This window comes from Methanomassiliicoccaceae archaeon, from assembly GCA_034928305.1.
Classification (GTDB): domain Archaea; phylum Thermoplasmatota; class Thermoplasmata; order Methanomassiliicoccales; family Methanomethylophilaceae; genus VadinCA11.
Genome location: JAYFOZ010000005.1, coordinates 135,026 through 147,010, shown reverse-complemented (window position 1 = coordinate 147,010; position 11,985 = coordinate 135,026). Strand labels below are relative to the sequence as shown.

Annotated in this window: 9 protein-coding genes; all 9 read right to left on the bottom strand. The window is 42.7% G+C overall.

What is annotated here, in order from left to right:
• Positions 1-391: 391 nt before the first annotated feature.
• A complete protein-coding gene (locus tag VB016_06955) occupies positions 392-3,202 on the bottom strand; it encodes an SEL1-like repeat protein (GenBank protein ID MEA4978263.1) in 2,811 nt (936 codons plus the stop codon).
• 24 nt (positions 3,203-3,226) lie between these two features.
• Positions 3,227-4,312, bottom strand: coding sequence for a CDP-glucose 4,6-dehydratase (gene rfbG / locus VB016_06950; GenBank protein ID MEA4978262.1), 1,086 nt, complete (start codon positions 4,310-4,312; stop codon positions 3,227-3,229).
• A 21-nt stretch (positions 4,313-4,333) separates the two neighbouring features.
• Positions 4,334-5,440, bottom strand: a complete 1,107-nt coding sequence (locus VB016_06945) for a DegT/DnrJ/EryC1/StrS family aminotransferase (GenBank protein ID MEA4978261.1) — start codon at positions 5,438-5,440, stop codon at positions 4,334-4,336.
• Positions 5,437-5,997, bottom strand: a complete 561-nt coding sequence (locus VB016_06940; GenBank protein ID MEA4978260.1) for a dTDP-4-dehydrorhamnose 3,5-epimerase family protein — start codon at positions 5,995-5,997, stop codon at positions 5,437-5,439. The genes VB016_06945 and VB016_06940 overlap by 4 nt, the downstream gene beginning before the upstream one ends.
• Entirely contained in the window at positions 5,998-6,774 is a 777-nt protein-coding gene (gene rfbF / locus VB016_06935) for a glucose-1-phosphate cytidylyltransferase (protein MEA4978259.1), read from the bottom strand.
• 25 nt (positions 6,775-6,799) lie between these two features.
• Positions 6,800-7,972, bottom strand: a complete 1,173-nt coding sequence (locus VB016_06930; protein ID MEA4978258.1) for an NAD-dependent epimerase/dehydratase family protein — start codon at positions 7,970-7,972, stop codon at positions 6,800-6,802.
• Between the two features lie 47 nt (positions 7,973-8,019).
• Positions 8,020-9,045 (bottom strand): ATP-grasp domain-containing protein, encoded by a 1,026-nt coding sequence (locus VB016_06925; protein ID MEA4978257.1) that lies wholly within the window; start codon positions 9,043-9,045, stop codon positions 8,020-8,022.
• Positions 9,046-9,390: 345 nt separating this feature from the next.
• A complete protein-coding gene (rfbA, locus tag VB016_06920) occupies positions 9,391-10,284 on the bottom strand; it encodes a glucose-1-phosphate thymidylyltransferase RfbA (GenBank protein ID MEA4978256.1) in 894 nt (297 codons plus the stop codon).
• 125 nt (positions 10,285-10,409) lie between these two features.
• On the bottom strand, positions 10,410-11,774 hold the full coding sequence (locus tag VB016_06915) for an NADP-dependent malic enzyme (protein ID MEA4978255.1): 1,365 nt from the start codon (positions 11,772-11,774) through the stop codon (positions 10,410-10,412).
• Positions 11,775-11,985 lie beyond the last annotated feature (211 nt).

Here is an 11,985-nt window from a genome sequence, read left to right as displayed (position 1 = left end):
GCGGATGGACATGTATTACATATATTGAGCTACGATTATATAAACTTCCGCTTTATATACGGTTTATATACGCTATATAAAGATAACAAGCTCATAAAAATGTAGCTACATACTTGTAGCTCGTCATTCGGGAATTACGGTTTATGGAGTCGAAAGGAGTCTGTTTCGGTGCCGAAGGCACCCGAACAGACTCTCATCACCGATATCCAGGCGTGAAGAACGCTAACTGAGAACGTGGATCTGATGTACGAAATCCAATCCGTTCAGCGAAAGCCAGGTTGATATCTCTCGTAAGTGTCAAACACGGGTTATAGTATTACTTCAAGTCCCGTCAAAATCGAGATAAGACCAGAATGCCCTGTAGCATACCGGATAATTTTCAATATTGGAATTACTGTCGGTTTTTCTCTAGGGACATTAATTGATTCAATTCCTTTTCATAATATTCGTGTAACCTTGAAGCTTTCTCGAACCAAAGAATTGCATTGTCGATATTTTTCTCAACACCTTTGCCGTCACGGTACATGCGGCCAAGACGTCCCATACATGCAATCTGCCCATTTTCTGCACCGCACTGACAAACCTCAAATGCGATTTTGAAGTACTCTGGGTCTTGTTTCATAAGCAATGAATCGATATACTCGGGGGACCACCCTTTGTTGGAAACAGAAGCTTTCTCGAACCAAAGAATTGCATTGTCGATATTTTTCTCAACACCTTTGCCGTCACGGTACATGCGGCCAAGACGTCCCATACAATCTGGGTTCCCAGCAATGGCTTCGTCCAGACAGATTTCTGCCATTGCCACCAAAGCAGATTGGGTACCTATCATATCCAATGCGGACAACGCATCGGATTTCCAATTATTATTTGCGAAAAAAACGTGTTTGGAAATCTCAATGCCTTTTGATTCGTTTACCAACTCATTTTTATAAAGTGAAATGTAGTGCTTTTCTGCATATATGTCCCCGCAATACGCACATGTCCTTATTATTGACTTTGCGTAATCATGTTGACCGCGCTTCTCATGGTATATCCCCTCGTGATAAGATATTGGTAGTAGGAGCAGTGATCTAGGCATTCCTATGATACTAGAACCTGTTGAAGATTGAGCGTGCTCGGTTCCTTTGGGAAACAATACAACGTTATTGAATAATGAGATTGTATCAGCATGCAAATGCCTTACTTCCTCACCATTGATAACTATATTGTTTTCAAAATCAACTTTTGTTTTGGCGGATGTTATGATCTCCCTGCCATTATTATCTAAAATCGGAATAATAGTTACACTATTGTGATAGCTCTCATACTCAGAAGGACCATCGTACTCAATTTGCACCCCTATAGTACAATTGAGAGTGGAGCCAGTATTATTGGATATTGTAACGTCAATAGCTTCGGTTGACGGTTCCAGTTGAAGACTATTACGTATTTTTTTCTGCGTTACCATTCCTTCGTTGTTATATTCTGTTAACATGTACGATACACTATCGCAATCAGGTCCATGAACCGAGAAAAAATATTTCTTATATTTATATTCTTTATGAAAAATAAATCTGTTTTTTTCAATTTTTACTGGCTCTTCTGCGATTTTGACTGCGATGGTCCCACCAGATATTGAATATTTTTCGGTTTTACAGTCTATTGTTTCAAGAGCATTTTTTCCAATCGAATCGATACATATCGGAGTAGAACCAAAATCGCCCCACTTACTTTTTCTACAATAGATTATCGGGCAGTCTGAGACTTTTCTAATTAGACTAATTGCAGTCCCCGCGGTCGCATAAATTAGATTGCACTTTGAAAATAATAGGGTTGCAATTAGATAATTCTCAGCAATCTTTATTTTTTCGAAAGCGTTGGAATAATTCAATTCATATTCAACGTTTAGCGCCCCGTCTTTTTTGCTAAATCTCTCCTGATCTATGCACTTTAGTTTTTCTCCATATCTATATTTAAAATATTCAAAAATATCTTTGTCCTCAGTACTTATATAAATGCAATTACAGTTCACCTCTTTAATTTTAATATCGATGATTCTACATAACTCATATTCATCAAATGGAATTAAGTGGCCAGTAGGCCGAATGCTCAGATAATCCGTACCTCTAGCCTGAACACCAATGACAATCATCTCATCCATCTTCATTTCTTCAGAATGTTTGCTTGTCTTTTTGAGAAGTCTGGACGAAAAATTGGCCACAATCCCATTGTTTATTGAAATTACGCCTGGTTGAAAATTACGATTATTTATACGCCAAAAAATAACATTCTTTGAGCTATAGATGTCGCATATTTGAATTGATGAAAACTGTTCAAAAAGATATTCCCAGGGATTATATTGCCCTAATTCTTCAAATGAGATACATGTTGATGGGAAATTTTGTAAATCTGCAAACACCAACCCTTTGTTTTTATAAGCTTTATTCAAATTAGAGAAGACTTCTCTTATCGAGAGAATACCTTGACCAGTGGATGGTACCAGCACATAAATGATCTTATCGGGATTTTTCTCTCCAAAACAACATTTTATCGTCTCTGTATTAATTATCTCATCATCCTTGTACCTCGATATTGTTATTACATTATCTTTGGCATAATTAGATTCGAGGTCGTCTTCAACGCATAACACTACATCATATGGTTCGGTGCACCTTAGTAAAGATAAAGCGGAGTTACAATCTGCATTCGATTTTGGTAATTCTAAGCAACCCACTAAGTCATAGTGAAACAGGGGAAAACGCGTTACAATAAGATCGATATCGGATTCCTTAATATTAGATATCGCCAGTTTCTTTTTTGTTCTGCATTCGATCTCTATGTCGCTGGGTTTCAAATTGAAACTAATATCATTTATACCACTGTTTATTATAATTTGAAATTCTAACCTTGCCCAGTTGTTTTTTAATGCAGCTTGTTTATAATATGATATTGCTTTTTTGATGTTTTTTGGAAACAGAAGTCCCTCTCTGTGCAGGCGAGCGAGTAATAACTGAACGGAGGGATCATCCTCTGGCATTTTCTGAATGATTTCTCTGATAATATCCACATATTTTTCAGGTTTATTAATCAAAAATACATTCACTAGGAGGATTGAATCTGTAACAGACATGTTTTCGTTGACAACATTTGTTAATACTTTTTCAAATTCATCATGATTATTACCTTGTAGTTGGTTCAGTAAGTACTGTTGAATATCCATATTGTTCCCGCCCAGTATTAAATATCAAGACTCTTTGAACAGTCCGAAATAATATTTTATTTGGGACTTTGTTGTTTTCACAATATCCTCTTCGTTAATTGCGGATTTTGTCCATTCAACTGTCAACCTTATTGCATCGTCGATAGTGAGACAATGTTTAATCAAGAAATCAGATTTGATTAAATCGGTGTCGAGGCGCAGATAGTTGGCCTCGTGTGGTCCGGTACCATTCTGGCTGGTCCACGAAGCACCAGGGCCCCAATGATTACAAAACAATGTCGCTAATTCTCCAGAGGTAACGCATCCGTTGTAGTCTGGACCAATATTATACGAATCTGACAGTGGAATTCCGCGCAATTGCGCTGAGATTATCAATAGATAAGCAAATAATGGCTCCAAAACATGCTGGTATGGACGTGTAGAATTAGGATTCCTAATTACAATTGATTCTTTGTTCATTGTGTATTTAATGCAATCAGGAATAATCCTGTTAACTGCAAAATCGCCACCGCCTATCACATTACCTGCCCTTGCAGTAACAAGAGAGCATTTGATATCTTTGAAAAAACACCTCCTGTAACAGCCCGTAACCAATTCTGAACAACTTTTTGAATTAGAGTATGGATCGTATCCATCTAAGCGATCAGATTCTTTGAGATAGTCACCCGATTCGTTATTATAGTATACCTTATCCGTAGTGACGTTTAATACTGCTTTAACAGAACTACAATTTCTGGCAACTTCTAGAACATTTACTGTTCCCAAAACATTGATTTCATATGTTTCACGAGGTTGTTTGTAGCCCATCAGTACAATCGGCTGGGCAGCCATATGGATAATTACATCCGGCTTTACCTGGTTAACATAGGAATTGAGGTGCTCAATATCTCTGATGTCTCCTATTTCAGAATTTACTGATTTGCGTAACTCAAGAATATCGAACATATTTGGATTGGTTGGCGGTTCGAGAGCGTAACCATATACACTGACACCCATCGTCTGAAGTATCATACACATCCAAGATCCCTTAAATCCTGTATGCCCTGTTATCAGTATTTTTTTACCCTTTAACACGGAAAAATCGGGCAGTATCTTGTTGGTTGTGCTCATATATAATCCATCCACTATCAATCAAACATCTAAATTTATCAGTAGGGACCTACAGACATCCTTAACTTCGTCCCGAGTCATATCATGGTAACTCGGAAGGTTTATTCCACGGACATATAATCTGTAACTAACACTATTCCAAGGACAATCATCGAACATCGGAAACATGCTTATCGGGAAAAAGAATGGCCTCACGCCTATTCCGTCCGCATTCATCTTCCTAATCAGCTGTTCACGATCGAAACTATAGGTGTCGCCAAAGATTATCGACGGCATCCAGTATAAGCTTTTGGCGTAACTCTGCTCAACATTCATCTTAGTGTCGGGAACGTCTTTGAGCTCTTTTGCATACCATTCAAAAATCTGACGTTTCTTCGCTACCAGCTCATCAAACCTTTCAAACTGGGCACACCCCAGTGCGGCATCGAGGTTAGACATTTTATACTTCAATCCTATTTCGTCGACCCAGAACATTATGTGTTGCCCAGGCTTCCTTCCCTGATTGCAGATTGTAGAAATCTTGTCAGCGAGGTCGTCCCTGCTGGAAACGATCGCCCCTCCTTCGCCTGTGGTGAAGGTTTTTGTTCCATGGAACGAAAACACTCCGAAATCTGCAATACTTCCTACCAATCTTCCTTTGTATTCAGACCCTACTGCCTCCGCCGCATCTTCTATAACCGGCAGGTTGTACTTCTTGGAAATAGACATAATTTCATCCATTTCGCAGACCGAACCATACAAATGAACAACAATGATGGCTTTAGTTTTGGAAGTAATGTTCTTCTCTATAGATATTGGATCGACACACCATGTATCCTCAAGAATATCCACAAAAACTGGTTTAGCGCCGACCCAACAAATTGGAGATGCAGATCCAATCCACGTGACGTCGGGTACTATGACCTCGTCACCTGGACCAATACCCAAGGCGACTAGTATTGTATGAATGGCTCCGTGGCAGCTAGATGTGGGCCAGGCATACTTTGTTTTGAAAGTGTCTTTCAGCAGGTTAGTAAATTTATTGATATAATCATAGCAGTGGTCGCCCCATCCCGTCCTTATAGCGTCATCGACATATTTGTACTCTAGTCCTGTGATTGTGGGTTTATTTACTGGAATGCGCATCATAGCCTTACACCTTTGTAATCATCGCCAATTAATTCGTGATTAGCATCTTTATCAGAAATGCCGGATATGGGCAATGGCCAGCATATTGCCAATTTCGGATCGGAATATCTGAGACCGCCTTCGGCGTACTGATTGTAATGCTCTGTGACGAGATACATTATCTCGCAGTTGTCTTCAAGCGTCTGGAAACCGTGAGCAAAACCTTCAGGCACAACGAGCATCCTCATGTTTTCATCAGATAACTCTACGGAATAGTGCTCGAGGAATGTATCGGATTCTTCACGAATATCTACAATAGTGTCAGCTATTCTACCTTTAATGCAGCGGACAATTTTCATCTCGGAATAGGGGGGGTTTTGGAAATGCATGCCCCGGATAGTGCCTTTTCTAGCCGTCCGTGAGAAATTAACGTTTACGATTTTCCTTTTACCGAAAACAACCGACAACTCTTCAGTGCAGAACCAACGAGAAAACATTCCGCGACAATCCTCATTGGGTGCACAATCAATCACATACGCGCCAGCGAGATTTGTAGTTTTTATCAAAAAGCTTCCCATTTAATCATCCCATTTAACCCATGGTGCAGATCCTTCGCTGAGAAGAGAGTCCAGATAGTTCTTATCTCTCAATGTATCCATGCATTGCCAGAAGCCATAATGTTTGAATGCCATCAATTGACCTTTACTCGTAATTGTTTCTAACGGCTCCTTCTCGAAAACTGTTGAATCTCCAGCGATAAAATCCAATACACTGGGTTCCATGACCATAAAGCCACCATTTATCCAGCCGCCGTCTTCTTTCCTCTTCTCGCAGAAGTTGGTTACATTGTTGTTATCGAGAGTGAGCGTTCCGAATCTCCCCCCTGGCTGAACTGCCGTGATTGTGGCAATCTTTTCGTGTTTCTTGTGAAATTCAACCAAATTGCCGATGTTAATATCGGAGACGCCATCACCATATGTGACCATAAACGTTTCATCTTCAATAAATTTAGACACTCTTTTTATCCTGCCACCAGTCTGTGTATTCATACCTGTATCCATAATCGTTACATTCCAGGGCTCAGAATTATCACAATGTCTTTCAATTAGACCGTTGGCACCTAGGTTAAATGTAACATCACTTTTATATAGGTTATAGTTTGCAAAAAATTCCTTAATTTTGTATTGCTTGTAGCCCGCACAGATAACGAAATCATTGAATCCGTGGTAGGAGTAAATCTTCATGATGTGCCAAAGAATCGGCATCTCTCCCAGCTCTATCATGGGCTTTGGTTTGAGGTGAGATTCCTCCGATATTCTTGTTCCCAGCCCACCTGCCAGGATAACTACTTTCATGACCTCCCCACCATGGTATCAGCTTTTAACCGTTTGGATTGCCCAGATACTTTTTAATCATACTGTCGATTTCAAAACCCAAATATCTCTTCGGTTCCCAATGATATCTATTTGAGAAGGCTGTTGTGTCCATTTGAACATTTGCAACATAATCGTCAATTTTTGTTGACACGATTCTACTATCAGATCTTAAATGGTCGATAATTAACTGTGCAATCTCATTTGTAGATTGAGTTTTGTTACCTCCAATATTAAAAATGCCTGTGTCTTTCGACCTAACACAAATCTCAAGAACATCAGCGAGATCGTTGACATTTATCAAATCGAGCTTTGGATTGCCATTTATATATTCGTGTGTGTTAATTGTTTCGTTTTTTGAAGCCTTATCGATGAAATTCCATATAAATTTAGGAACATCTTTTTCGATACCGTACACCGAACATGCACGAATCATCATCAATTTCAACCCGCGTTGAAGATACATACCGATCAGTTTCTCCGATAGCACTCTAAGGTCTCCATAATTTGATTTGGAAATCATCGCTGTGTTCTCATCAGCCAATATATCTCCCTTGTATCCCTCATATATAATCCAGCTACTTACGTAAACTAGGCGGACATTATTTGCTAAACAAGCATCTAGTACAACCTTCAGCATACTGAGCGACTGACCCAATGCATCATAGGTTGTATTCTTGCGGGGATTGGCCAAATGAACTAATGTACCGATATTATTCTCTTTTAACAATAAATCCAATTCGACGCGATCTTTAGACAAATCGAGTTCGTCACTCGGGGGTGCTGTGACATTTAGGTCATCGAGTCTTTCCATCAGTTTAGACCCTATGAAACCCTTGCTTCCAGTTACCAGAATAGCATCTCTTGATTCATTCACATTGTACCCGCTCCAGGATATGACCGAATTTATCATGGGTAACTTAATCTCTTTTTCCCCTGTCCTTTCAATCACTGTACGAATAGCATCAAATATCGATATTTTTTCATAAGTCGATAGTATACCGGCTGCAATACTGTTGCTACGAGACATACCGTAGTCACAACACACTAGTAATTTTTTCCCAGTGTACAAGCATTCCAATCCCTGCTTTATTTTCAAATCAACTTCGGAATTATTGTTGCCCTGCTTATCCACAAGGTTACGAACGTCAAGAATTTCATAATCCTCCTTTTCAGACACGGCCTCCAGGTAGGGCGCAGTCCCAATGTAATCAGTTATCCAACGAATCATTTCTCAATCACCATATCCGGGGAAACAAAAACCTGGTTGAAGGAACGCAGGTAAAAACCACATCTGACGTCTGGTTGTTTGGGCACAATACCCGAAATCATATCAATATAGGAGTCAATCTCATTAAATCCCGCGAGTGCCCTGAGATGCGTCGATGCAGAAAAACGGGGGTTGACTTCAAAGGGACAGAATTCACCATTCTTTAGTCTTCCCTGAACGTTAAGTGGACCTGTACTCCCGCAGATTTGTGCTATTTTTTCTGCTGTCTTGCGTATATATTCATAATCGTTGATTTCCCCCTGGCTATACCCACTAGAAATCAGGCCTGCTTCACTCTTTTGTGATATTGATATTTTAGCATGAAACATACGTTTCAAAGCAATAGATCCAAATAATTTACCCTCGGGAGAATGAAGAACCCCTACCGTAAATTCACCGGTTTCATGGGACATATACTCCTGGACAATTGGAATAATATTATTGCACAACATGTATTCTGCATATAATTTAAGCTCTGATTTACTTTTTACAATAAACACCGATACGCTACCGCCACTTTCAGTTGCAGGTTTGATGATACACGGATAAGCAATATCAGGCAATTCCTCACTCGATTTAATTTCGTACGTCGCAGGAATTTTGATATCGGTTTTTTTAAAAAATTCAAATAATGTCGCTTTGTTTGAACACATTTTTATCGTATCAGCGTTGTTCCCTGCAAATTGAATCCCGTTTTCGTCCAGTAAATCTTTTGATTTACCCAACAGGACGGTAGTAATGTCACTTCCAGGAACAATTAGGGAAATATCATTCATTTTACATACATTGATTATGTTCTGAACGTAGTCATCGGATGATACTACGAACGACTTTTTTAATTCGGGCATATAGTGACCATATGCATATTTGGAAATATCACAACCAAAAATCTGATATTTCTTATTACATAAAGAGAGTGATTTGATTATTTCGGTTCCTAAGGAAGCTCCTGCCATTCCTGCAACTAACACAGATTTTGTCATATTATACTGCCTCTTTTCGTTTGTTTCTCGATGACTAAATTATTGTTCCATATGGAGCAATAACTGCCTTGGGTTCATTATGCTTACAATACAGGGCATCTCTGTTATTAATGCGTATGATAGACTCGTGTGTTGTACATTATTCATGAATATGCAGCTAAACGACATTGTTTTGATTTTCGACAATTATTCAGCATTAGTCTCCAATAATAATTATGTCTTAAATCATTCCAACCACCATTCAAATAAACGGGCATCCCAATCGGATTACACTCGCGGACCACCAGCGTTGTAAAAAAATGGATTGATGTTAGGAAATATCAACAAAAACCGGTTATCAATTTTTTACCCAGCATTATTCGTAGGCTGTTTTACAGAGCATGTCTCTTTCACATAGATCTGATAACTGTTTTCCTTGAACTTGCTGATCCGCTCGATCACTTCTTCTTTCGTGACGAACCCCTTGTTCAAAGCTATCTCTTCGGGACATCCTATATTTCTGGAGGTTCTTTTCTGAACGTCCTTGATGAAATTTCCCGCTTCCAGCAGCGAATCGAACGTTCCTGCATCGAACCATCTGACTTTATCGCCAAGTAATTTGACCTTCAGCCTGCCTTCTTCCATATATATGATATTCAGATCGGTTATCTCCAGTTCATTTCTTTTAGCCGAGGGCAACAGGGTCTTGGCGAACTCGCATGCCCTGCCGTCGTAGAAATACAATCCGACGACGGCGTAGTTCGACTTCGGATTCTCTGGCTTCTCCTCTATCGATATAGCGTTCATGTCATCGTCGAACTCGACCACCCCAAAACTCTTCGGATCCTCTACACGATATCCGAACACCGTCGCGCCTTCGTTCTCCTTGATCGCTGACGCTATAAGGTCCTGCATGTCCGGGCCGCAAAATATGTTGTCCCCCAGTATCAAGACCACATCATCCCCGCCTATCCATTTCTCGGCGATGATGAACGCGTCCGAGATCCCTTTCGGCACGTACTGTATCAGATAATCGATATGCACTCCGAACTGGGAGCCGTCGCCCAGAAGCTTCCTGAACTTCGGGTCGTCCTCCTCGTTCGTTATTACGAGTATGTCACGGATGCCTCCCATCATAAGGTTCGACAGAGGATAGTAGACCATCGGCTTGTCGTACACGGGGAGCAGGACTTTGGATATGGGCATGGAGACCGGATACAGCCTGGTCCCGGCGCCAGCGGCGAGAATGATGCCTTTCATTGGATACCTCGCAACGAATGCATCTTTGGATGTATAACCGTTTACATCGAGCGATACCGGATGCAACGCAGCCCGGCCGTATGTCCGTTTGAAAGAGGAAGGGGCCTCCCGGCCCCTTAAGAGATTTAGTCCACAACGCCGGACGGGTCCTTGATGAATCCGTCCTTCATCATCTTCGCCGTCAGGCCCCTGGACCTGTTTATCATGAACTCCGCCCTGTCGAAGAGCTCCTGCCTGCTCAGCTTGAGCCTGGCGACGCCTTCCTTCTGGGCCTGCATTCCCACCGCGGCCGCTTCGAGCGGGAACACTTCCGAATCCGCCATGCTCGGTATGATGTGCTCCGCCGTCAGTCCCTCCTTGGAGTTCTCCGCGAACTTGGCAAGTTCCTTGGCCGCCGCTAGGCACATGGTGTCGGTGATCGTCTTCGCCCTCACGTCGAGCACTCCGCGGAATATCGCAGGGAATCCCATGGAGTTGTTGACCTGGTTCGGGAAGTCGGAACGTCCGGTGGCGAAAACCTTCACGCCGTGCTCCTTCGCCTCCCATGGCCATATCTCCGGGGTCGGGTTCGCGGTTGCGAAGACGATGGCGTCGTCCGCCATTCCGTCCAGATACTCGGGCGGTATCGTCCCGGGCCCGGGCTTGGACGCGGCTACGACTATATCGGCGTCCTTGATCGCTTCCTTCATCCCGCCGGTCTTGCCGGCGCCGTTGGTCTTCTCGCACAGCTCCCACTTCTGCCTGAACGTCCCCTTGAGCTCGGTCCTCTGGTTGTTCAGTATCCCGGTCGAATCGCACACGCACATGTTCTTCGGATCGACGCCCACGTTGAGGAGCAGCCTGGAGATCGCAATGGACGCCGCCCCTGCGCCCAGGATCGTGAAGCTTGCGGTCTCGAGCTTCTTGCCGACGAGTTTGAGGGCGTTTATCGCCCCCGCGACCTCTACGGTCGCGGTCCCCTGCTGGTCGTCGTGCCATACGGGGATCTTGCAGTCCTCCCTGAGCGCGTCGAGGATGTCGAAGCACTTGGGGTTGGATATGTCTTCTAAGTTTATGCCTCCGAACGAAGGCGCGATGAGGCGTACGGTCTCGATGATCTTATCGGGGTCCTTGGTGTCCAGACATATGGGGACGCAGTCCACGCCTCCCAGGTACTTGAAAAGCATCGCCTTGCCCTCCATCACGGGCATGGCGGCCTCGGGGCCGATGTCTCCGAGCCCCAGCACCCTGGTTCCGTCGGATACCACCGCTACGGTGTTCCACTTGCATGTGAGGTCGTAGACCAGCTCCGGGTCCGCGGCTATCTGCTTGCAGGGGGCCGCCACTCCGGGCGAGTACCATATGGAGAAGTCGTCGTACGACCTTACGCACGCCTTGGGTACCGTCTCGATCTTTCCTCCGTAGAACTTGTGGAGGATCTTCGCATCCTCTCCGGGCTTGTTGGCCTTCGCAAGCTTCTCTTCAACGCTTAGTTCCTTCTTGTCTGACATTATCCTTCCTCATCGACGTTTTTATTACGAAAATCGTAGAATTTATGCGAATTGTAGGCTAGAGAATCCATTAATCCTATTTATAAATAACCAGTCATAGTGGTTTTTCGAAGAAAGAGAAAAAACATCCCGCTCCGAAATCCGAAGGGACCGCACTCGGCGAGGCCCTTGATGGGACCGCCGAGGCCTTCGAGCATCTGAAGGGTCCCGA

Bases quoted from the DNA above. Each gene is read 5' to 3' on its own strand.
- rfbG (MEA4978262.1), bottom strand. From the start codon at position 4,312: ATGAGCACAACCAACAAGATACTGCCCGATTTTTCCGTGTTAAAGGGT.
- VB016_06925 (MEA4978257.1), bottom strand. From the start codon at position 9,045: ATGACAAAATCTGTGTTAGTTGCAGGAATGGCAGGAGCTTCCTTAGGA.
- VB016_06945 (MEA4978261.1), bottom strand. From the start codon at position 5,440: ATGATGCGCATTCCAGTAAATAAACCCACAATCACAGGACTAGAGTAC.
- VB016_06940 (MEA4978260.1), bottom strand. From the start codon at position 5,997: ATGGGAAGCTTTTTGATAAAAACTACAAATCTCGCTGGCGCGTATGTG.
- rfbA (MEA4978256.1), bottom strand. From the start codon at position 10,284: ATGAAAGGCATCATTCTCGCCGCTGGCGCCGGGACCAGGCTGTATCCG.
- rfbF (MEA4978259.1), bottom strand. From the start codon at position 6,774: ATGAAAGTAGTTATCCTGGCAGGTGGGCTGGGAACAAGAATATCGGAG.
- VB016_06915 (MEA4978255.1), bottom strand. From the start codon at position 11,774: ATGTCAGACAAGAAGGAACTAAGCGTTGAAGAGAAGCTTGCGAAGGCC.
- VB016_06955 (MEA4978263.1), bottom strand. From the start codon at position 3,202: ATGGATATTCAACAGTACTTACTGAACCAACTACAAGGTAATAATCAT.